Genomic DNA, 21,869 nt, shown 5'->3' with positions numbered 1-21,869 from the left:
TCTAAAATATCGAGAGACGATCTGGATAGGCGGCAACTATATATAAATAAGATGTTTATGTGTTTCGATTACTATTTGTAGTCTATGGTCGTATTGGTTTTAAAGGATGCTAGGAAAAGTTATTATTGAAACCTATTAATCTTATAGTGATGACGATCAATCCTTTCCAATCAAAAAAAAGATTTACCTAGCCATTTCCACCATTCACAGATTTTTTAGTTTGTTTAGTCTAATTGCCATAGGGCAGGTACCATTTACACCCTACTTTTGAATCAACAAACAAATAGAACTGCAAAGCAGGCATCAGGGTTTGAGTTGGTGTATTTGGGGCTGATGCAACTTAATAACAATATAATATAAAGACATTATGAACACTGTAGCAAAAACATTCGCAGCAGCCTTGATCGCAGTATCAACATTCACTATTGCAGCAGCCAAACCAGTAGGAGATAACTCTAAAAAAGCAGTAGTCAATCTATCAACTGCAGATCTCGCGATTGATCATTACGTAGCGGTTATGACAGAGGGGCAGTCGGCAGGAGTGGAGCAGTTTTTCACTTCAGATTTTAAACAGAAAGTTCATGCATCAGAAGATAAGACCAATAGCCGTTCAGAAGTAATTTCATTTTTGAAAAAGCAAAAAGGCGAGCAGCTGAACTGTAAAACAAGCACCACAATCGTTGAGCAATCCAGTGACTATAGGGTCGCAAAAGTAACCCAATAATTTGAAGGGTTTACCAAGATCGATTTAATCACGTTTGTCAATGATGGAGGGAACTGGAAAGTATTCCAGTCCATCAACTCGTATAAGTAAGTAAAGTTTGAATACATATGTTTAGTAGAAGCCACATCGAGAGATTTGGCTTTGTTTGTTCTTATTTTTAGCCGAGCTGCACGCAAACCTTTCAGGAAGGAGTTGCTTGCAATGCAGAGCTACTCCTTTACTTCTGCAGTAGAAGTAAAAAGTATAATTAGCGACTTATTCAGGTTATTTAAAATATCAAATTCAAATGATCGAAATCTATTCGGTATGTAACCCTAATTTAACAAAAGCTGTGCAAGATCAAGTATGGAGAAATGTAGTATATTTGAGTGTTACATCCAATTATAAAATCAATGCCTAAGACAATCATTTTTTCATTATTAATATTTTTATCTATCTCAGTGAATGGGCAAGATTTCACCCAAATTGCGGGAAAAATTATGGAAAGAGATAGCATTCCTGAAATGGCATTTGCTGTCGTTACAAAAGACAGCATTATCATTAAAAAGGTTTTAGGACATCATAAAATATCTGAAATAGATGATAAATCGGATGCTAACTTATCAGATTATTTTCATTTAGGTTCAAATACAAAAGCTATAACAAGTTTTGTGATCGCAAAATTAGTCGAAAGCGAAAAAATTGATTGGAACACCAAATTCTTTGACCTTTTTCCAGACCTAATCGTTGGATCACACACAAATTATAAACATATAACATTAGCAGATCTGCTTGCTCATAAAGCGAATATACAGCCTTTCACAAGCGGAGCTGCATATCAAAAACTTCCAAAATTTACCGGAAATAAACAGGAAATGCGTGAAAAGTTTTCCCAATATGTATTAACGCTTCCTCCATTCGATAATAGTAATAAATACAACTATTCAAATGCAGGATATAGTGTTGCAACTTTAATGGCTGAAAAAGTTAGTGGAAAATCTTGGGAAGAATTAATCAATATATTTCTTAGTGAAGAATTAAATATTGACGTCGCTTTCGGTTGGCCCAATAGAAACTTCGAAAATCAGCCCTATGGACATTGGTCTGAAAATGGAAAGATTGTCTCAATTTATTCTGATAATGATTACAATTTAAAAATGGCTGAACCTGCTGGAGATTTGAGTATGAATATTGAAAACTATGCAAAATTCATCCAACTAAATTTGCTAGGTTTAGCTGGACAAGACAATTTTTTAAAATCTAGGACTTATGAATTTCTTCATACTGCAAGCGATGAATACGCATTAGGCTGGGGTAATTACACTAAAAATGATGAAGAAATTTCAGAACACGCCGGGTCGGACGGAACATTTTTTTCCTATTCACAAATTGACCGAAAAAAGCTAATAGGTTATATTGTACTAGTGAATAGTGGCGCTGAATCAGCTCAACTTGGTGTCTTCGAAATGATTAATCATCTAAAAAATAACAAAAAATGAAAATCCAAGTTGAAGTTGTCTTTTAGACAGGGAGACTACTCACAATAAAGTGGTTTAAACCAATATATTCCTTTGGTAAAACACCACTTAGTTACACTTAGCTTTAACTTGTCCGTTAGAATTGAAATCAACAATAAGAAATAGGAGTATTAAAGTATATAGCCATTTTAAATATTACAACTATAAGCCTATTTCATCTGTTTATAGCATACTTAATTCCAAGACTAAACTTTCCCAGTCAAATCCAAATTCTGTAGGAATCAGTTTCCCTTCTGGTGTTAGGATGTATTTGCTTGGATATCCACGGACTTTATAATTTTGTTCTACTTTAGAATCGGACACCAGTACCGGTATTTCATAATTATTGTTCGTTAAAAAGCGTTGCACTTTTTCTTTTGTATCGTTGCAGGCAATGCTCATAAAATTAATTTTACTCATTTTATCCTGCTTTAGTTCCAGGTAATACTTGTTTAGTTTTGGCATTTCAGCAACACAAGGGCCACACCAGGTACCCCAAAAATCGACGACGGTCCATTTTCCAGCCAATTGTGCGGATGAGAATTCTTTATCCTGCATATCTTTTAGCAAAAAGGATGGTGCATCTGCAAGTTTTGAAATAATCTCTTTCTTGAAAAAATCATTGAAACTGCTCTCAGCATAATTTTCTCGATAAAAAGATGATAAGCTTTTAAAACTACTCGCCGGATTATTCAAAAACTCTTGTATATAGTTTTGAAGAGCCACATCCTTTTTACCCCTCTTACTTAATAACACCATATAATTGTCACTGTAGTTTTCTTTTGATTTTAAAAAGACGCGGTCATAAAAAGTTCCATATTCCTTTTCAGCCGAATTTTTTGGAGAATAATAGGCCGCTTTTTCCAAAAACAGGAGCGCGTGATCTTCTTGGTCTACTGGTGTCTTTTCATACGCCAGATAATATGCATAAGCTAAATGAGCTTTTTGTAGGAAACGTTTCTTATTTACCTCATCTTCATATAGTGCTGTAATTTTATCGATTATTATTTGCATCGTCTGTGCATCATATCTACCATGTTCAGAAAGGATCTTCTGAATCAAAAGTGCATACCGACTGGCATTTCCTTGATTCCAGTACTCATTATCCATATCGAGCACTTCATTTTGGATTTGCTTAAGGCTATCTATATTCTGAGTCTGCATTGCCTTCGCCCATAAGTACATTGGTCTAGCCGCCACTCGCTCTCTCTCGCTAAATTGATTGGCAATAAGATCGAGCTTTTGCAGAGCTGAACTGTTTAGAGACATGATGTATTGACTTAGCGTTTGTTGTAGATATTCGAAGAGTTGCTTATCATTCAGGAGTGGTATGATTTCCTTAAAGTCATTGTCTGAGATATTATCGAATGAAACTTTGTTGCTCAGATGGTAAGTCCCGGCCAGCAACTTTGGAGATATGGATGATAAAGCATCATAATACTGCTTATCTCGAAAGCTTTGCAAATGTCCCAGTTTATTTTTAACGTAATCACGATTTCCTGCATATTTCGCTTCGTATAGCTCTATATACCGTTGTAATTTAATACTATCTGTTTTATCATTTGTATTTATTGCATTGCTCCAATAGCTACCTTTTACGAGCATATCATAATAATCATTTTCAATCGCAGCTGCAGTATATTTGCTCGCACGTTCTATTGAACTGGAAGAGTGGCCGTTTATCTTTTTGCCATTCGCATCTAAAAATGAATAGTTAGCTATTCGATTTTCATCTCGTACAAGGTGGGTTTTAGGATCAAAGCTGGTACTTCCTTCCGTTGTTGAAGAGCTGTCGCTTTGCGAATAGTTGACGGCAATTTCAGACTTATTCTGTTTTACCATATGGTATAGTAGACCATTTTTTGTGATATCAGATTTCTTCAATGCATTTTCATCCGAAGATGATAATGCCGCAAAATAGAGAGATTGCAGCAGGTTACCGTATTCTGAAAATGTATTGGTTAAGGCATTTTCAGCAATATCATCTTTAATTTCCCATGCAGTAAGTTGCTGTCTTATCTCATCCTTCCATTTCAGCGTATCTATGCTTATTACTCCCTTATTGACTGTAAATTGCAAAGGTTTTGTCAAACCATAGATGTCGGAGATCGCGGCTGTCGAAGCCAAGAAATTTTCCCCTTTGTTCAGGTCTTCAGTAGAAAATATACGGTCTCCATTTTTACTTTCAAAACCAGTTACGCGCAATTCCATAAGATCACCTTGGCTGGCTACCTTCTTTAGTTTTATTAATGCTATATAATAGGTTTTTTCATCAGCATTTCGGTTGTAATTGCTGTTTTTTTTTACGATATAATGAACGGTTGGCTTCTTTTGTGCCACAGCCACTTGTACACACAAACTGACCACTAAGAGTAAGTACTTCATCGGTTAATTGGTTAAATTACTCTAATGTAAGAAAATTAATTGAAGTAGTTATTTACCAAGTAATTTTTAATTACTCTAGTGGCGTATGTTTTCTTTTGAGCTTATTTAATGATTTTGTTTACCTGTTTTTGGGGTCTTAGTTAGTTCTGGAATGAAAACCAGATAGTCATAACCTTTTATAATTCTTTCCAGCGTCAAATCCTCCACTTTAAGCTTCTTTTTAGAAATAGCTTGTTTCAGAGGTCTTAAATCATAGGTATACCAATTGTCATCTTTCACAACGGTTAAGAAAGGTTTATATTCGTCTAAATCAGCCAATGTTTCACCTTCACCCTTTCCGATAATCATAATATGCAATGACTTGCGGTAATTTGCCTCTTCAATATTATACACTAGGTTTCCAATATCAAATACTTCCATTAAACTCTCTCCTTTAGGCATGTGATTAGCACCATATTTGAATAAATTCTTTTTGTCTCTCCATTCAGGGAGTTTTTCAAGAATCAAGTGTTTCAAGTATTGAATTCTTAAAGGATGAATTCGATTTAAATAAAGTTCTTTGCTTAATTTGAGTGCTTCAAGTTGCTCTTTTTCGTTTGCTGATAAATTTAGAGCGCTCAGTGCGTCCAATTTAGCCCGACAATCATCAGAGAACAAATAGAATGTGGTGTTGTTTTTTGTGTCATAGGCAGCCGAATTAGCGATCATCTGCTTATAAATTTCTATTGCTTTATTATTTTTGGATTTTTTACTCAGTTCAGAAAAGAGTAACTGGTCTGAAAATAAACTAATTTGTTCAGCTCCATATATCTTGATGTTCTGTTGAAGTATGTTTTTATACAAATCAAACTCAGCCTCACCTTGTAAAAAAGATAAAGCAGAACCGTTTTCATTGCGGAATTTATCCAGTTCAGCAGGGGATAAGGATTTAATTTTTGTTGATATGGTATTGATTGTATAGGGATCAATTTCCATAAAATAGTTGTCGAACTTAATACTATTTACAATCGCATTTGTGAAGTAAGGGATTTCACTGGTGAAATGGTATTCGCCCAATAACACAGAATTGTTTTTGCTGATTTCACCCTGAAGGGTAGTCCATCCTTTTCCTTCGAATGCGTTGCTATTATTTTTTTTAAAAGTGGAATAGTTTTTTTGAATTAAGCTATCCATTAGTGAGGTTTGCGCATAACTGAAATTGGCAATAAAAAGGCTAAGAATAAGTAGTTTGGTTTTCTTCATATTTTTTTTAGAAAGATACAACATATTGATAAAATATATCACTACTTTTCATCGATGCATTTTTTTTTTAAACAGGTTGATAAGATCAGGTTGTCAATCTTTTTATTAACTAAGTTTTAGTCAAAGTCAAAGTAAAGTTGAAATATCAAAACTCTTTGCTTTAGAATAAAATTAAAATTAGTTAATTTTATTGGATGGGAATAATACAACAATATCTACGGATAGACCAAAGTACTTTACTGCGTTATCTTGATAACAGTCAGTTATTGGAAGATGACCTTTTTTCTACTTCTAATTCTGAAAAAACAAACCTATTAGACATCGGTAAAAGCTGGGATGGCTTGTTTTACGTTGTTACAGGTGAACCCTTAAATAATTACAAAATAGTGCCCCCACCTTTGCAATGGCTAATATTTGGCCCCAATATACTTGACGTGGAACAGGATATGGGATATGGCCCTGCGAAATACCTTACGTCACCCCAGACTGAAGAATTATTAGAAGCTGTGAATGACATCTCTGAATCCTCTTTATCAGATCGATTTGATGCCGAAAAAATGAATGAGGAAGGTGTTTATCCTGAATTTTGGGAAGATCCTGAAGCGCTAAATTATCTGATTCAGGAATTCCGAAAATTGAAAGAATTTTTGCAATTAGCGGTAGCAGAAAATCAAGCTGTGATTACCTTCCTTTGTTAATTTTATTTTAAGGGCCAGAAGCTATATCAGCATTTTTCTCGCCGCTCCGAACATCAATAAGTACAAGATGCTGTAAAATTATAGCAAATCGAATGGAATATCTTATTATTGTTTAACTATTTTGTCTTTTTACGTGCATTTCAACAGTCTTTTCATATTTTGGTTTAATTATAAATTGTTAAAGAAAATATGATTATAAAAAGATGTTGTTCCTGTCCTAAATCTTGCTTTCAAAAGCAAACATGAAAATCTGTACAGTGAAGAAGTATTTAGTATTAATTTTAGTGATGTTTTTCTTCGGGAAGATTAGTGCTCAGAGTGCTGTTGAAACCGCTGCAAGTGAATATCATCAGGTCGCTGAAGGCAGTGAGCAACAGCTACTGTTGGCGGGCAAATATGCGCATGCACTTTTTTTTAATGGTCAGCAAAAGGAAGCGATGGAGTTGCTGCAAAAAAATATAGCTAGAGCATCTAAAAAGCTTGACGGACAATACGCTGCACAGCTGTGTGGTATTGCCGCAATGAACAGCAAGATACTAGAAGATAATACATCCGCTAACAGATATCTCGCGCAGGCTAAAATATTTGCAAAAAAAACCAAAGAGCTGAGCATTAAAGGATATGTGTCGTATTGTGAGGGTTGGATGCATGCGAGGAATAATCAGGAGCAACAGGCGATCCGATGCTTCCAGAACGCTTTAGTGTTTTACGATCAAGCCCCTCAGACAGATATCGTTATATCTAGAAAAACTGCAATTTATAAGGAGCTATCATCGATCTATTCAAACTGGAAAACATATGACTTACAGGAAAAATACGCTAAACTTACTCTGGAAGTCGCTAAATTAAGAAATAGACCCATGGATATTTTTGACGCTTACATGTCTATGGGATATAATTATCAGGAGCAGTACATCAATCAGCCCGAAAATGAGCATCTTCGTAATCAGTCTGAAAGTTATTACCTCCAAGCTATTAAATTCTATGAAAAGAACAGCTCAACAATGGCTGTGCCCTCTGACTTATCTTTTGCAGCAATTAACCTAGCCAATCTGTATTTACAGTATTATCCGGCGTCCTATAAAACAAAATCGCTCCAGTATGCGCAACAGGGACTAGAAGTTGGACAAAAAACAGAACAATATGCTCAGGTAGCTTCGGCTTATGGAATAATGGCAGAATATAGCATGAAAGAAGGTGATACAGAAACCGCAAAAAAATACCTCCTTGCTTCATTAGCCACGCTCATGAAAGATACTGTAATAGAAAATACGATTGCCCTTAGCTTATATCAAAAGCTCGCAGAGGTATATGAGACAGAAGGTCAGTATCATGAAGCCTATCATTACTATAAACAATATGTTAAGCTCTACGAAGAGGTTTTCAATGCAAATAAAATGGAACAGGGGCGCAGATTAGAAGCGCAGTTTGAAAAAGAGAGACAGCAACAACAGTTGATAAGACTGCGATTTGAAGCCGAAAAGAGAAAACAACAAATCTCGTTGATGCATGCGCATAATAAGGCGCAGCTGCAGGATTTGGAAAACTTAAAATTAAATGAAGAAATTCAGCGTCAGCATATAGAAGTTATCCAGCTAGAGGCAGATAACAGAGGTAAAGAACTTAAACTTTCACGTGTTGAGATACAGCAGCGGGCAGCACAACTTAAAACTTCTCAAAAAGAACTTGCATACAAATCAAAAATAAATTCAGTCTATTTTTTCCTTATCCTGACATTTATCATAGCTGCCATGTTGATCTATTATGCTTATCGCCAGCATCTCAAAACATTAAAACAGAAAGAAAGCCTACAGGTTTTGGTCTCCATGTTAGAGGGGCAGGAAACCGAACGTTCACGTATTGCCAGAGATCTTCATGATGGATTAGGCGGTATTTTGTCCGGGACAAAAATCACTTTATCCGGTCTTACGCTATTGAATGAGAATGATTCCAGTAGAAATACACTGAATAAATCTTTAGATCAGCTCGATGTTGCTGTAGTCGAGTTGCGCCGCATTGCACATAACCTTATGCCTGAACTATTGGATAAATATGGCTTGGAGGAAGCTCTTAAAGAATATGCTGAACGCATGAGTAACGATGAGCTTGAGATTTCCAGTCAATTTGTAAAGTTGGAAGCCGACCTTTCAAAAGATAAACAAATAGTCGTCTACAGAATAATCCAGGAGCTGGTAAATAATGCGGTGAAACATGCTCAGGCTTCACAGATTATAGTGCAACTGTCGCAACACAATGATCATATCCTGATCACTGTGGAAGATAATGGAAAGGGCTTTGATCCGCATCGTGCAGATGGAAAAAAATCAGCCGGAATTCACAATGTACAGTCTCGCCTCGAATTTTTAAGCGGGAAGATGCATATTTATTCCCGTACCGGAAAAGGTACAAGTATAGAAATAGAGTTTCCGATAAATAATAATCCTTATTATGGTTAATATAGTAATTACTGATGATCATCCGATGATGCTGGAAGGTTTAAAAAATATTCTAGAGGCAGAACCCGATTTTAAAATTTTGGATTGCTTTACAGATGGTAAATCAACACTAGAACGGATTAAACGGATTAATCCTGATATATTATTGCTTGATATTAATCTTCCTGATACGAATAGTATAGAGTTAGTCGCCTTATTTAAGAAACGGTGTCCACACATGAAGATTGTTGCTATCAGTGTTCATAATGAATACGCTGTCATTAATAGTATGATCACACAAGGTGCGGACGGATATATCCAAAAGAATGCTTTAGGACCGGAGATTATAGCAGGTATTCGGAGCGTGTGTCAGGGAGAACTTTTTTTGTGCGCGAAGACTAAGTTAAAAATGAGTAAGAAAGATAATATTGGTCTTCAAAATGTACCTAAGCTCACGCGCAGAGAGAAGGAAATATTAATGGAAGCAATCAAGGGATCAACTACCGTTCAAATCGCCGAAACTTTATTTATCAGTCATCATACAGTTGAAAGTCATAGAAAGAATCTCATCGAAAAATTTGAGGTTAAAAGCATTGCATCTGTCATCAAACTTGCACTTGAATATGGTATTCTTCGTGACTAATGGTCAAAAAACCACTACATTCAGGGATTTGCTGAAATTTTTTCATCCTTTAAATTTGTTTATCCTTCAGAAGAGGTTTTAACAAATTATCAACACAAAAAATAAAAAGAGATGAAAAAAGTGATTTCAGGAAGTGCTGCTTTAATTATGTTCTGCACACTTTTAAGCTGTGGCCAAAAGAAAGATGCAGTTGCCTATAACAATGAACTGATGACGATTATCAACAGTGAAGAGGTACATATTAGCGAAATGAACAGCGCAATGCAGTCAAAAAAATATGATGAAGCAGGAAAAGTAGCCCTAAAATGGGACCAAGCTGTAAAAGAAGACATTAAAAAGGTTGAAAAAATTGGCGATTTCAACGGTGATGACCAATTGCAGCAAGCCATTCTAAAAGGGTTGAAAGGTTATGGTAAAATTGTTTCAGAAGATTACCCAAAACTGATTAACATTAGAAAGAGTACTACCCAAGATCCGGTGGTAGAACAAGGATTACTGGACAATATTAATAAGGCATTTGAAGATATGGCAAATGGTGTCAATGTCGCTTCAGATAAATTTGAAAAAGATTACGCCAAAAAATAGGTGGACATAAGAATAAATAAAATAGTCGGTGATGGAGATCACCGGCTATTTTATTTATTACCCCTTACGCTTTACTAGCTTAAACGATCTTCTTCAATCGGCAGCATACTTGCTTTCTCTTTAAGAAACTTCCATTTATACCCTTCCTTTACTGGCATAGGGAAAAACTGTACCGTTGAGGTTTAGCCGTAGAAATCATAAACTCTCAATCCAATGTCATCAAAGGAGAGTGGACCATCCATTTACCATTGGAAACTTTTTATTAAAACTTTTTTAAAGGTAATTTCAGTTGCTGCATGTTGGATACCAATGGTTTTAGGTGAGATTCACGATCCATAAAAACCGCTGATATTTTATATATTCCAGCAGACAAACCGTCAGGAAAGAAAGGTACATAAGGGTACTCATCCACATCTTCGTTCTCACTTTTATCATGAAAAATAACGAACTGTTTTTTTTCAACATCCCATTGTACCATATTGTCATCAAGCACAGCTCCGGGTTTAAACCACTTTTCATCCGCTTTATTGGCTTGTATATCCTTTGGGTTTTGTGGTGGTAGTTTTAAATATCCTGTATTGTAAAGAGGGTAGAGGAATTTGTTACCATTCTCATTTTCCAAAAGAATGTAAATTTTTCCGTTATATGATTCGAATATTTTGTTGGAATAATTGTTCAGTGCAATACAGAAATAAAAGCGATCATCTCCACTCTGAGGATCTATCATGACCAGGTTTAGGCCATTGTTATTCTCCTTATAGTGAAGTTTGCTGATGTCCATCTTTAACTCTGACACATTGACCCATTGTTCTAGTGTTTCAGGAGCAGATTTATATTTTATTTTTAGCCACTCCTTTCCTTCAAAAGCGGTGATCTCAAGAAAAGCTCCTTTTTCGACAAAGCTATTAGAAACAGCTTGATATCCCGGCTCATTGTATAATCGAAGCCTGGGTACCTTTACTTCAATTATAGGTATATTTTTATCTTCAAAATTTTCTAGTTTTACACTTTTTATACTCCCATCCACATTATACATACGGATTTGATATTGGTGAATTGCAAGTTCATAGTCATGCAATACCTGTGAATCGCCAGCACTATACAGTTCACATTGCTTATTAAAACCGAATTTTATCCATTCTTGCGCATTGCTATAGCTGATGATCATGCCAGGCTCTTGCTTAGTGATGATAAGGTTACTGAATTCATGGTTCGGATAGTTGAGTTCCCTATAAGATGAAGATTTAGGCTCAAATAAAAATATAAGGGCATCATTTGACTGATGTTCATCCGAATTGAGAACTAGATCCATATACCCGTCATTATTGACATCGTAGGTTTCAATAAAAGACAGCGTACGTTTCCATTTTTTGAGTAACACAGTTTTATTATTATTATTATTATTATTATTATTCAGCTTTGCGACAATACCTTTTTCAGTTTCATCGACAGTAACGGTAACAGCTTCGTTCACTTCGAAAGTAGGAAACCGCGATTGTGCCTGTGTGCTCAGATTATCAATAAAGGAAAAAAGTATAAGACCGAACAATTTTTTGTATGCTGTAGAGAATGCCATCTATCAAACCTACGCATATCTTGTTGACAAAAACATCCCTGAATATAGTGTAGTTTAGGTCACTTTCTCTCTCGCTCAACTTATAACCTGTCTAAAATCAATTAGATTTAGCTGTGGTGTCTATTTTATTGGCAATCAAAAATAAAAAATCAATGATGTAATATTAAAGGAAATCAACAATGACCTAATATAAAGAAATGATAAGAAGGGACATGGATAAGAGTACAAGACAATTAGACGAATTAACAAGTATCCGAAACCTGAATAGCAATATTAACCAAAAACGAAGTCTGAAGATTGCTGTTCTCTAACCTAATTCATATTTTAGTAGTTACTATGGTTAAGTTGATATTTTAGAAATCTTATAGACGATGGCAGAAATTGATCTGAATGGGGCAAGATAAATCTTAGCGAAAAGCTCAAGTCCTATTTCGTAGCTTTGTCAAAATATTATAGTTTGTAACTTTATTTTAAATGAATAAAAAACATCTGCTTGCATTACTTCTCCTCACGATAACTCATTTTACGTACGCGCAATTTGCAGAAATTATCGATAAAGATGGTTATGTAAATGTGAGGAAACAACCCACAGTTACTAGCAAAATTGTTTCAAAAATTAACACTGAGGAGATTGTCTATGCATTTCCCGATGAAAAACTTCGGGATTGGGTCATTGTTGATTATACCGATCGTCAAAATGAGAATATTACTGGATATGTACACCATTCTAGAATTAAACTAATTGAATCCTATGAAAAGATCCCAATTAAATCCTTTAATGATAGCATTGCAAAATTTATATCGAAAAATGTGACTGTCGAAATTAGATCCGAAAAATTTGATTACAAAAAAAATAAAAGATACTTTTCATCGACAAAATATGAGGATTATACCGTTGAAGACATATTCAAAGGACAGCAGGTATGGGGAACTGATGGTACGATTCCTATAAGTCATTATACATCCATAAAAGCCACGATAAAAGGTAGAACTATCCAAATCCCAGAAAAGGAGATCGAGAATCTGTTTAATATAAACAGTGAGTTTGCAGCATGTTACTATGACAATCCAAATGATACTTTATACATTACTTCTGTCAATGGTGATGGTGCAGGAGGATATGCTGTATTGTTTAAGATTGAAAAAGGGATCTATAAAGCCCGAGTTGTAACAATGCCTTTTTAGCATAATTAGGGAGATTTCAGTTTTTGATTAATAATGCAGAAACAACGCTAAGTACATAAAAAAATAATCAAAAAAATATTTAATTATAGGAGTCTTATTACTTATCACTTCACTAAACAAATAAAATGAATAACATTAATAAATATTTTTACCGCTATATTATTTTCATTTTAATCTCAGTCCCAATGCATCTATTCTCCCAAAGTATGAAAAATAAAAACAAGTATACTTACGAGGTTAGAGAAGAAAAAGGGGACTTAAATCATGATGGCAAAATGGACAGAGTAACTGTGAAAATGGATACTGTAGATGAAACAAGACCATTAAGATTGCAAATTTTCCTCTCTCAACCTAATGGAAAGCTAACTTTGACAGTATCCTCAGATAAAATCATTGAACCGCAGTATCCTGCTGAAAAACAAGGTGAGTTTAATGGTTATCAAATTCCTAATTTCTTTATTGAAGAAGGGATTTTAAAAATGTGGAGCGAAATTAAAGGCGGAAATATTACCTATCATTTCAAATATAAAAGAGGAAATTTTGAATTGATTTATGTCGATAAGCTTACATATGACGCGCCCCAAGGTTATATTGATGAAAATACAATATTCACAGAAACAAAATTTGACTTGATTACAGGTACTAGAACTGAATCCGATGAAAAATTAGGTTCAACTAGACCACTTGCAGTCCGAAAAAAAAGAGTTTTAGTACGACCTTTACCCAAAATACAGGATGTTAAATTTTCGGATAAAGATCTATATTAACGATATTTCTTCGAATATTGACATCATGGTACAAAGGATAATGATAAAAGTTCATTTGCCCATCAGACTCTTTATTTAAGTATAAACTTCACAATGGCAGGAGCCAACCAATAGATGAAGGCAATTGGAAAGTAACTCAATCCATCAACTAGTACAAATGAGTTAAGTTAGAATGCACATGTTTCGTTAAAGTCACGTCGAGATGTGGCTTTACTTTATTCCATCTCTAAAGTTTTGGACGATATCTTTTTCTTCTTAAATAGAGGTTTTGTTATTGTCGCGATTTATAACTTATAAGCGTTATATTTAATATAAACACTAAATAATTTAAATTATGAATAAAACTTACCTATTAATATGCGGCCTGTTGACTGTTGTAATTCTGTTTTATGCCTGCAGTAAAGACAATAAATATGAAGAGCTAACTCAGCTTGCGGACATAAAATTACAGGAAGCGATTAAGCTTGCCGAAAATCAATCTTGCAAACCGATAGAAGAATGGCGTATAGATACCTTTTCTTACCGTTATGTATCCGTGCATCCAAGTTTTGAAAAAGAGTATAGTAAATTGATTAAAGAATACAGAAAACTTTTTGAACAGGCCAATAAAGCGTACAAGCCAGGTAAGAGCGGTGCGATTGTTTGTAATATTATAATACTTCACTAGTTGAACTACCTCCACACTTTGGTGTCCGTTGCATGGATGGTAAGATGATTGTATCATTGGCTACAGATCTTGAGCTAGTAGAGATTAACCAAAGATTGGAAGTGCTATTTCCCAAGGTAAGGGATTTCTTCAAAGATACACCTTGTACTGATCCGAGTAAATGGGGGGTAATCACTTTACGAAAAGACTGTGAATTTAAACCTATAGCGATCACAGATACACCTAACTTTAGAACTTTTGCAGAAATGGAACAGCAATACAGCTCTTTAAATGCCGCTAAGTTATGGTTGACTCAAGAAATGGGCTGTCCGTCAGTTAATCCCAACTCTTCCAAAAATGTAGTGTGTGTGGATGGCAAAACCAGTATAAAATTATAAAGTGCTTTAGATAGATCTTCGGAGGTAAAATTTTTAATATAATGCAAATGTTATTTTGTTTACGTTCAATATCGTTACTTCAGCAACATTATTTATCTTGAAAATGAAATATTACATGTAAGTTTACTGTATCGTTTATATTAGCATAGGTTTTCAGGTAATTATGTTATGAGAGGTATAAGAGGACGGGCAATATTGACGTGTGAAGACATTCCTGCATAAATTGTAAACGTGATTATATCAATACGCTAGCCTAAGCGAAAAAATTAGTTTAGAATTTCATTGGAGTGCAAAATGCTCACAACAAGAATCGCGAAGGAAGAGATTAATGTTACATTATAAATTTCCCGTGAAGAGCCCCGAAGATCTCTACGCAATAAGATTGAAAAACTGGAATAGAACATTTTTTTGTATACAGAGCCGCTTGGGATGAACAAGCGTTTTTTTTGTGCTATTAAAAGAAATTCTCAGTAAGTAATGATTTAAAATTTATAACAAATACAATAAACCTGTTAAATTAATTATGATTAACCGACTTCTTAGAGTGATTTACCGATAATAATATGATATTCACCTCTTTTGGATGTGATATCGTGTAATATTATCTTAGTTTTATTGCTGTACATTTTTAGATAACTGTTGTAATTCTTAATGAAAAACCTAACTGATGAGAAGATTATTTTTAATACTAATTTTAATTTCTGTTTTTGGCATTTTGTCAGCTCAAGATTTTAAAGAAAAAATTGATAGCATTATTAAAACAGAATTTATGCAGGAAAACGAACCAGGTGGAGCTTTTTTAGTTGCTAAAAATGGAAAAGTGCTTTATAAAAAATCTTTCGGGAAAGCCAATTTGGAATTAGATGTTGATATGACTATCAACCATGTGTTTCAAATAGGTTCCATGACCAAACAGTTTACCGCTGTTGCTATATTAATGCTTGAAAAACAAGGAAAATTAAATGTAAATGATCCAATCTCTAAGTTCATTCCTAATTATCCATCTGGTCATAAAATTACGATAAAACATTTGTTAACACATACATCGGGAATTCAAGATTTCACTAAAATGAAATCTATATCAGATATTGCTCAAAAACAGATGACCCCTGAAATGATGGTTAACTTTTTTAAAGATGAGCCTGTTAATTTTGAAGCCGGAGAAAAATTTGAGTATAATAATTCAGGCTATATTGTACTTGGATATATAATAGAATTAGTGTCGGGCATTACTTATGAGGATTTTATACATAAGAATATTTTTCAAAAAATTGGAATGAATAATTCCTATTATGCTTCAGATCGAAAAGTTATAAAATCTAGGGCATATGGGTATCATCAAAAAGTAGATGGTTTTGTTAATAAAACATGGATCAATTTTAGTGTCCCATTTTCTTCAGGCTCTTTGATGTCAACATTAGAAGATTTATTAAAATGGCAAAATGCACTGAATCATAATCAGGTGTTAGATTCATTAAGTCTTAATCAAGCATTTAAATCATATAAATTAAACAACGGTGAAGTAAGTTCATATGGATTTGGCTGGCATATAAATGAAATTAATGGTATCCCTACAAGAGAACATGGCGGCAGTATTTTTGGATTTAAATCTATGGCCGTTTACATTCCCAGTAAAGATATTTATATCGTTGGATTGAGCAACTGCGATTGTCATTCACCTACTGAGTTGGTTCGGGAAATTGCTATAATTACACTTGAAATTACGAAACAATAAAGGCCTCAAAAGGATTGATAATATTATGTATAAGCTGTTAAAGCTTTATATTCAACTAGCTGTAATTAAAATGAAAAAAGGATACTATATTTTAGCTTCATTAATGATATTTGTATTTTTTAGTAATATACCTCCATTACGATATTTGTTCGATTGGATAGTAGATGAAACACATTACGAATATGCCAATGCCTCCGGGAGTTTTTATGTTATTGATAGAGTAGGGAACAATATATCAGGAGTTAAGGCCGGATTTAAAAAATCTATGGAACAAGAAAATTTGCTTAATAAGGATACTGTTTTATTTCGATTGTTTTGGAAAAATCCTTTAGCCTTTTGGAGATATTACAGTTATTTTGATAAGAATGATGAACGTTATAAACTCACTTATATGAATAAAGATCAAATTGAAGAACGGATGAAAAATATAACTTATAATCTTAAAAATAAGGTTAATTAGCATATTCTCACCGGTAACTTTGATAATAGTTAATTCTTATAGAGTTATTAATAGTTAACATAGAAAAGGCTTTATATATATGGTGTATAAAGCCCCTTTTATAATAAATATGGTCTTAGCCCATATATAATATATCTTGACCTGTAATGCAGGTTTCATAAGTCCTTCATAATTTCACCTGTCCATTTCCTTCATTCACCGAGTTTTTAGTTGGTTTAGTCTAATTGCCATAGGGTAGGGACTATTTACACCTTACTTTTGAATCAACAATTACAAATAAATAAAAAGAACTGCAAAGCAGGCATCAGGGTTTGAGTTGGTGGATGTGGGGCTGATGCAACTTAATAACAATATAACATAAAGACATTATGAAAACTTTAGCAAAAACATACGCAGCAGTAGCTTTGATCGCAGTATCTACATTCACTATGGCAGCAGGCAAACCAGAGGTATCAAACTCTCAAAAAGCAGTAGTCAATCTTTCCACAGCAGATCTAGCCATTGATCATTACGTAGCGGTTATGACCGAGGGACAATCAGCAGGAGTAGAGCAATTGTTTACATCAGATTTCATTCAAAATGTACATGCATCGGAAGATAAGACCAACAGCCGTTCAGAAATTATTTCATTCTTAAAAAAGCAAAAAGGCGAGCATTTGAACTGTAAAACAAGCACTAAAATCATTGAGCAGTCAGGTGACTATCGGATTGCAAAAGTGACGCAACAATTTGAAGGATCTTCCAAGACCGATATAATCACGTTGGTCAATGATGGTGGCAACTGGAAAGTATCCCAATCCATCAACTCGTATAAGTAAGTTAAGTTAATTCATATGTTTAGTAAAAGCCACATCGAGATGTGGCTTTGTTTGTTATTATCCTCAGCTGTGTTGTCCGATTACTACGGTTTAACATTATTATTTAACTATTAGCGGTCTAATAGGTTCTCCAACAATGCTTATTACGCCATCAGATGAAATTGCTAAATCATTAATGTATGATGTCCTTGGAGCGACACTTGTTGAGCTGGCATGAGCATGGTATATATATTTATATCCGCCATCTGCACTTATAAATGGAGCTCCATGACCTGTACCGAGCAATCCCGATGCTGAGGCATGGTCTCTCCTTAGGATGGGGTTGCCACTATATTTCTTCCAAGGACCTTTGGGTGAACTGGCTGTTGCATAGCCTACGGCGTAATCCTTGCTTTCAAAATGATTGGCAGAGTAAATTAGATAGTACGTGTTGCCTCGTTTTAAGATTGACGGCCCTTCTACGACTGTAGCTTGTTTCTTCTCCCATGGTTCACTTGCACTTATGCATTTTGTGAGCGTTTCTGCTTTTATACTTTGTAAATCACTATCCATCTCGGCCATCCAAATGACATTTCCATCCGTAAATCGGACATAAAATAAATATGGAGTTCCGTCCTCGTCGATAAAAAGAGAAGTGTCAATTCCTTTTTCATTTGGAATAATAGGTTTTTTTTCTTCTTGAATAAAAGGTCCTTCTGGGCTTGAGGAAGAAGCAACACAAATATGTTCATCAACAGAATAGAACATGTAAAACTTTTTGTGAGCGGTTACATAATATACTTCTGGTGCCCAGAACCATCGTGTTCCCCAAGAGTCTTGAGGGGAAAGTGCTAAATTTTTATGACGCTTCCAATGCTTTAGATCATCGGAAATAAAAACTTCAAATCCATTTATGCGGGTGCCATATGCATAGTATTTGCCATTATGGAATAACACGTAAGGGTCTGCAATAGGTAGCTCGTTTTCGATAATTTTAACAGACTTATTATCATTTGCATTACAATATAAAGACAGTATAAAAAATAAACTTATAATCGTTATTAAACGATAAGGAATGCTTGTCATAATTTTCATTTTTTTGAATTCAAATCTTATGAAGAATTAGCCATAAATTCAAATACCGATGAATCTGTTGAGCATTTTGCTCATGCATGATACAAATTGGAATAATTTTGAATAAAATGGGCAATGTTATGTAAACTTTAATTTACATTTTTACGTGATATAGATTTGTAATTAGGATTCAATACAATTATAAACAAAAAAATATAAAATTTATAAATAAAAAGGGAAATTACAGAGCCTGAGGTGAATAGTCTGTCAGTAGATGTGAAAAGCCAAATTGTAAACGGATGTGAAATTAAAACAGCGCTTTAAGTTTTTAATTTATTCTATTGGATTATTGTCAAAGGCATATTCATGTGCACCATTTGAGTATACACGTGATATAGACGAGAAGGTGTATCAAAAACTCAAAATCATAAACCCGGTATTTGAACCCATTTTGGCAGATCCTACAGTTAGAAGAAATAAACAAACTGGCTATTTCTACGTCTATACAACTGAAGATAATTGGGGAGATGATAAAGGGAATCGATTGATGCCTATCTTACGATCTGGTTCATTTGGCGGAGGTGGGCATTGCATTTAAAAAATAATTGAAATATGATTACTAAAAATTTATGTTTATCCTTATTGATTGGTTGCTGGCTGTTGTTATTCTCCACCTCAAAAGCCCAATCAAATAATCCACTTGATGTTGCTTTTGGTGACCCATTTATACTTTACGATCAAGAAACAGATGCCTATTATATGTATGGTACTGGTGGAGTAAATAATGGTTTTGTAGCCTATTCTTCTAAGGATCTAAAACAATGGGAGAATAGGGGGACAGTGTATACCGCTCAACAAGATAAAAGCTGGGGAACGAAAGATTTTTGGGCCCCAGAAGTATATAAGTATGGAGGAAAATACTATATGTTTTATAGTGCACATTGGAAAGAAAATCCGAATGATGAATTAGAAAATTATCGCATTGGTATCGCAACCTCAACCAATCCTACAGGCCCATTTATAGATTTGACAGGTCGTCCGTTATTTGACCCCGAATATCCCATTATTGACGGTAATGTGTACTTTGCTGAAGATGGACGTTTGTATCTTTATTATTCCAGATGCTGTTATAAAAATCCAGTTCAATCGGAGATTGCAGCTTGGGCAAAGCAACAGGGGATGTTTGATGAAATAGAAGAAAGCTGGATATATGGAGTAGAGCTAGCTTCAGATTTTTCACATGTAATTGGAGAGCCAACATTATTGTTACGGCCTCCTGTCTCACGTGATGATAAACAATCTGAATGGGAGAGTAGGTCTGTGACTTCAGGTGAAGTGAATAGAAGATGGACAGAAGGATCCTATCTATTTAAGCATAACAATCTCTATTATATGATGTACTCCGCAAATCATTTCGGAGGAGAGAATTATGCTGTAGGCTATGCAACAGCCTCAAATCCACTTGGCCCATTCGAAAAGTCTGCGACAAACCCTATTTTACAAAAAAACATATCCAATGGAGGTATTGTTTCAGGGACTGGGCACAACAGTCTTTTGAAAGATAAAGAAGGTAAAGTATGGTGTGTATATCATGCCCGCACGACCAAAACAGGCAGTCAGCGCTTAGTATTCTTAGATGAACTGAAAATTTTACCTAACGGTCAGCTTATAGTGGACGGTCCAACTGTCGAACCTTAATAAAGCTGATGTTTGCAGTTTATTGTATTGCGACTTTGATCAGGCAGGGAATACCAACTTTGATGCGCAAATTTCGCATCTCTTTAAAGAACTTATGTTCACCGTCCCATTTCCAACATTCAACGAGTTTTTTGTTGGTTTAATCTGCCACAATTGTTGAGCAGTCTAGTGACCATATGGTCGCAAAAGTAACGCAACAATTTGAAGGGTTTACCATGACCGATTTGATAACCTTGGTTAATGTCAGTGGCAACTAGAAAGTATCCCAATCCATTAACTCGTATAAGTAAGTTAAGTAACTATTACAATGATAAAATTGCTGTTTCTTGGCCGCAACCATACTTCTGTAGTCTCTAAAAGCTTATTTCTTTATTATGCATTCCTTAACTATAAAGTTATGTGGGATTGTACCATAGGAGGTATAGCATTGTAATAATCTATTCCCATTTGCAAACAAATGGATAGAGGCATCCGAAGAATATTTTTATCTTTATAAGCTCTGTCATTCAATTTATAAGTCGTCTTTGCACTAAAATTGCAATGGTAATATTAATTGGATGACAAACAGCTTACACACTTGAGAAGTCATTGTATAAATATGAAAATACCAGATAAGAATAATAGATATCCTATTAAAAATTATAACAGACTTTGTTTTCTGAAAAACCTGATTAACAACCCTAACATCATTGTGGGAGATTATACCTATTATGACGATTTTGAAGATGTGGGCAATTTTGAGAAGAATGTCAAATATCACTTTGATTTTTTGGGAGATCGATTGATCATTGGGAAGTTCTGTATGATAGCTTCCGGTGTTCAGTTTATAATGAATGGAGCAAATCATAAAATGGATGGTATTACAGCTTACCCCTTTAATATATTTGGAGGTGCGTGGCAGAAAGTGGAGCCAAAATTAACAGAGCTTCCATATAAGGGTGATACCGTGATCGGAAATGATGTTTGGATCGGAACCAATGTAACAGTTTTACCGGGAATAAAGATAGGTGACGGTGCTATAATAGCCGCAAATGCTACCGTTACACGCGATGTAGAGCCCTATTCGATTGTTGGGGGCAATCCTATAAAACTAATAAAAATGAGATTCTCGCAGGAGAAGATACAGGAACTTTTAGAATTGAAATGGTGGGATTGGGACTTGGACAGGATAACCGAAAATCTGGAGTACCTTACAAAAAGGGTAGAAGAGTAAAAAGAAAGTAGCCACCATTTTTGATGTTTGCAGCAGATATTGAAGATCTGCAATCTTCCCCAGCGCGGAGTTTTATTGAAACCGTTCCGGTGGAGTGGGACAAAACAATTGT

Annotated in this window: 20 protein-coding genes; 16 read left to right on the top strand and 4 right to left on the bottom strand. The window is 34.7% G+C overall.

What is annotated here, in order from left to right:
* Nucleotides 1–367: 367 nt before the first annotated feature.
* Both WH188_RS25795 and WH188_RS25790 read left to right on the top strand, forming a co-directional pair.
* Nucleotides 368–724 (top strand): hypothetical protein, encoded by a 357-nt coding sequence (locus WH188_RS25795; RefSeq protein ID WP_132773615.1) that lies wholly within the window; start codon nt 368–370, stop codon nt 722–724.
* Nucleotides 725–1,116: 392 nt separating this feature from the next.
* Nucleotides 1,117–2,202 (top strand): serine hydrolase domain-containing protein, encoded by a 1,086-nt coding sequence (locus WH188_RS25790; protein ID WP_168126854.1) that lies wholly within the window; start codon nt 1,117–1,119, stop codon nt 2,200–2,202.
* A gap of 201 nt (nt 2,203–2,403) precedes the next feature.
* Here WH188_RS25790 and WH188_RS25785 read toward each other — a convergent pair whose 3' ends face one another.
* Both WH188_RS25785 and WH188_RS25780 read right to left on the bottom strand, forming a co-directional pair.
* Nucleotides 2,404–4,605 (bottom strand): TlpA family protein disulfide reductase, encoded by a 2,202-nt coding sequence (locus tag WH188_RS25785; protein WP_339424834.1) that lies wholly within the window; start codon nt 4,603–4,605, stop codon nt 2,404–2,406.
* Nucleotides 4,606–4,710: 105 nt separating this feature from the next.
* Complete coding sequence (locus tag WH188_RS25780; protein WP_339424833.1) at nt 4,711–5,847, bottom strand: hypothetical protein; 1,137 nt, start codon at nt 5,845–5,847, stop codon at nt 4,711–4,713.
* Between the two features lie 194 nt (nt 5,848–6,041).
* Here WH188_RS25780 and WH188_RS25775 point away from each other — a divergent pair, with 194 nt between their 5' ends.
* The 4 genes from WH188_RS25775 to WH188_RS25760 all read left to right on the top strand — a co-directional run bounded on the left by WH188_RS25775 (nt 6,042) and on the right by WH188_RS25760 (nt 10,208).
* The gene (locus tag WH188_RS25775; protein ID WP_132773622.1) at nt 6,042–6,545 is read left to right on the top strand and encodes a YfbM family protein; all 504 of its coding nucleotides are present in this window, start codon (nt 6,042–6,044) and stop codon (nt 6,543–6,545) included.
* Nucleotides 6,546–6,787: 242 nt separating this feature from the next.
* The gene (locus WH188_RS25770) at nt 6,788–9,001 is read left to right on the top strand and encodes an ATP-binding protein (RefSeq protein WP_132773624.1); all 2,214 of its coding nucleotides are present in this window, start codon (nt 6,788–6,790) and stop codon (nt 8,999–9,001) included.
* Nucleotides 8,994–9,623 carry a response regulator gene (locus WH188_RS25765; protein ID WP_132773625.1) on the top strand — a complete coding sequence of 210 codons (630 nt, stop codon included), beginning with the start codon at nt 8,994–8,996 and terminating at the stop codon, nt 9,621–9,623. Before WH188_RS25770 ends, WH188_RS25765 begins: the two co-directional genes overlap by 8 nt.
* Before the next feature lie 111 nt (nt 9,624–9,734).
* On the top strand, nt 9,735–10,208 hold the full coding sequence (locus tag WH188_RS25760; RefSeq protein WP_132773627.1) for an LIC11966 family surface protein: 474 nt from the start codon (nt 9,735–9,737) through the stop codon (nt 10,206–10,208).
* A 262-nt stretch (nt 10,209–10,470) separates the two neighbouring features.
* Here WH188_RS25760 and WH188_RS25755 read toward each other — a convergent pair whose 3' ends face one another.
* The gene (locus tag WH188_RS25755) at nt 10,471–11,784 is read right to left on the bottom strand and encodes a hypothetical protein (RefSeq protein ID WP_339424832.1); all 1,314 of its coding nucleotides are present in this window, start codon (nt 11,782–11,784) and stop codon (nt 10,471–10,473) included.
* A 474-nt stretch (nt 11,785–12,258) separates the two neighbouring features.
* Here WH188_RS25755 and WH188_RS25750 point away from each other — a divergent pair, with 474 nt between their 5' ends.
* From WH188_RS25750 to WH188_RS25720, 7 genes are all read left to right on the top strand, one after another.
* Nucleotides 12,259–12,969 (top strand): hypothetical protein, encoded by a 711-nt coding sequence (locus WH188_RS25750; protein WP_339424831.1) that lies wholly within the window; start codon nt 12,259–12,261, stop codon nt 12,967–12,969.
* 206 nt (nt 12,970–13,175) lie between these two features.
* The gene (locus tag WH188_RS25745) at nt 13,176–13,736 is read left to right on the top strand and encodes a hypothetical protein (RefSeq protein WP_168126847.1); all 561 of its coding nucleotides are present in this window, start codon (nt 13,176–13,178) and stop codon (nt 13,734–13,736) included.
* 334 nt (nt 13,737–14,070) lie between these two features.
* Entirely contained in the window at nt 14,071–14,403 is a 333-nt protein-coding gene (locus tag WH188_RS25740; RefSeq protein WP_339424830.1) for a hypothetical protein, read from the top strand.
* Between the two features lie 32 nt (nt 14,404–14,435).
* Complete coding sequence (locus WH188_RS25735; RefSeq protein ID WP_339424829.1) at nt 14,436–14,780, top strand: hypothetical protein; 345 nt, start codon at nt 14,436–14,438, stop codon at nt 14,778–14,780.
* A gap of 667 nt (nt 14,781–15,447) precedes the next feature.
* The gene (locus WH188_RS25730) at nt 15,448–16,515 is read left to right on the top strand and encodes a serine hydrolase domain-containing protein (protein ID WP_339424828.1); all 1,068 of its coding nucleotides are present in this window, start codon (nt 15,448–15,450) and stop codon (nt 16,513–16,515) included.
* Nucleotides 16,516–16,585: 70 nt separating this feature from the next.
* Nucleotides 16,586–16,975: a hypothetical protein gene (locus WH188_RS25725; protein WP_339424827.1), complete on the top strand. Its 390-nt coding sequence runs from the start codon at nt 16,586–16,588 to the stop codon at nt 16,973–16,975.
* A gap of 368 nt (nt 16,976–17,343) precedes the next feature.
* On the top strand, nt 17,344–17,793 hold the full coding sequence (locus WH188_RS25720) for a nuclear transport factor 2 family protein (protein ID WP_339424826.1): 450 nt from the start codon (nt 17,344–17,346) through the stop codon (nt 17,791–17,793).
* Between the two features lie 99 nt (nt 17,794–17,892).
* On the opposite strand, the gene WH188_RS25715 is transcribed toward WH188_RS25720, so the two are convergent.
* A complete protein-coding gene (locus WH188_RS25715) occupies nt 17,893–18,867 on the bottom strand; it encodes a glycoside hydrolase family 43 protein (protein WP_339424825.1) in 975 nt (324 codons plus the stop codon).
* 280 nt (nt 18,868–19,147) lie between these two features.
* On the opposite strand from WH188_RS25715, the gene WH188_RS25710 reads away from it, so the two are divergent.
* The 3 genes from WH188_RS25710 to WH188_RS25700 all read left to right on the top strand — a co-directional run bounded on the left by WH188_RS25710 (nt 19,148) and on the right by WH188_RS25700 (nt 21,757).
* On the top strand, nt 19,148–19,444 hold the full coding sequence (locus WH188_RS25710) for a hypothetical protein (protein WP_339424824.1): 297 nt from the start codon (nt 19,148–19,150) through the stop codon (nt 19,442–19,444).
* Nucleotides 19,445–19,458: 14 nt separating this feature from the next.
* Nucleotides 19,459–20,544 carry a glycoside hydrolase family 43 protein gene (locus tag WH188_RS25705; protein ID WP_339424823.1) on the top strand — a complete coding sequence of 362 codons (1,086 nt, stop codon included), beginning with the start codon at nt 19,459–19,461 and terminating at the stop codon, nt 20,542–20,544.
* A 598-nt stretch (nt 20,545–21,142) separates the two neighbouring features.
* Complete coding sequence (locus WH188_RS25700) at nt 21,143–21,757, top strand: Vat family streptogramin A O-acetyltransferase (RefSeq protein ID WP_339424822.1); 615 nt, start codon at nt 21,143–21,145, stop codon at nt 21,755–21,757.
* Nucleotides 21,758–21,869: the final 112 nt, after the last annotated feature.

This window comes from Sphingobacterium sp. MYb388 (assembly GCF_037479535.1).
Lineage (GTDB): Bacteria > Bacteroidota > Bacteroidia > Sphingobacteriales > Sphingobacteriaceae > Sphingobacterium > Sphingobacterium anhuiense.
Note: the sequence above shows the minus strand (reverse complement) of the source record. Positions and strands in the feature narration are given on the sequence as shown.

What these genes read in the sequence shown, in the direction of transcription:
- WH188_RS25795 (WP_132773615.1), top strand. Translation starts at nt 368, where the DNA reads ATGAACACTGTAGCAAAAACATTCGCAGCAGCCTTGATCGCAGTATCA.
- WH188_RS25790 (WP_168126854.1), top strand. Translation starts at nt 1,117, where the DNA reads ATGCCTAAGACAATCATTTTTTCATTATTAATATTTTTATCTATCTCA.
- WH188_RS25785 (WP_339424834.1), bottom strand. Translation starts at nt 4,605, where the DNA reads ATGAAGTACTTACTCTTAGTGGTCAGTTTGTGTGTACAAGTGGCTGTG.
- WH188_RS25780 (WP_339424833.1), bottom strand. Translation starts at nt 5,847, where the DNA reads ATGAAGAAAACCAAACTACTTATTCTTAGCCTTTTTATTGCCAATTTC.
- WH188_RS25775 (WP_132773622.1), top strand. Translation starts at nt 6,042, where the DNA reads ATGGGAATAATACAACAATATCTACGGATAGACCAAAGTACTTTACTG.
- WH188_RS25770 (WP_132773624.1), top strand. Translation starts at nt 6,788, where the DNA reads ATGAAAATCTGTACAGTGAAGAAGTATTTAGTATTAATTTTAGTGATG.
- WH188_RS25765 (WP_132773625.1), top strand. Translation starts at nt 8,994, where the DNA reads ATGGTTAATATAGTAATTACTGATGATCATCCGATGATGCTGGAAGGT.
- WH188_RS25760 (WP_132773627.1), top strand. Translation starts at nt 9,735, where the DNA reads ATGAAAAAAGTGATTTCAGGAAGTGCTGCTTTAATTATGTTCTGCACA.
- WH188_RS25755 (WP_339424832.1), bottom strand. Translation starts at nt 11,784, where the DNA reads ATGGCATTCTCTACAGCATACAAAAAATTGTTCGGTCTTATACTTTTT.
- WH188_RS25750 (WP_339424831.1), top strand. Translation starts at nt 12,259, where the DNA reads ATGAATAAAAAACATCTGCTTGCATTACTTCTCCTCACGATAACTCAT.
- WH188_RS25745 (WP_168126847.1), top strand. Translation starts at nt 13,176, where the DNA reads ATGAAAAATAAAAACAAGTATACTTACGAGGTTAGAGAAGAAAAAGGG.
- WH188_RS25740 (WP_339424830.1), top strand. Translation starts at nt 14,071, where the DNA reads ATGAATAAAACTTACCTATTAATATGCGGCCTGTTGACTGTTGTAATT.
- WH188_RS25735 (WP_339424829.1), top strand. Translation starts at nt 14,436, where the DNA reads ATGGATGGTAAGATGATTGTATCATTGGCTACAGATCTTGAGCTAGTA.
- WH188_RS25730 (WP_339424828.1), top strand. Translation starts at nt 15,448, where the DNA reads ATGAGAAGATTATTTTTAATACTAATTTTAATTTCTGTTTTTGGCATT.
- WH188_RS25725 (WP_339424827.1), top strand. Translation starts at nt 16,586, where the DNA reads ATGAAAAAAGGATACTATATTTTAGCTTCATTAATGATATTTGTATTT.
- WH188_RS25720 (WP_339424826.1), top strand. Translation starts at nt 17,344, where the DNA reads ATGAAAACTTTAGCAAAAACATACGCAGCAGTAGCTTTGATCGCAGTA.
- WH188_RS25715 (WP_339424825.1), bottom strand. Translation starts at nt 18,867, where the DNA reads ATGAAAATTATGACAAGCATTCCTTATCGTTTAATAACGATTATAAGT.
- WH188_RS25705 (WP_339424823.1), top strand. Translation starts at nt 19,459, where the DNA reads ATGATTACTAAAAATTTATGTTTATCCTTATTGATTGGTTGCTGGCTG.
- WH188_RS25700 (WP_339424822.1), top strand. Translation starts at nt 21,143, where the DNA reads ATGAAAATACCAGATAAGAATAATAGATATCCTATTAAAAATTATAAC.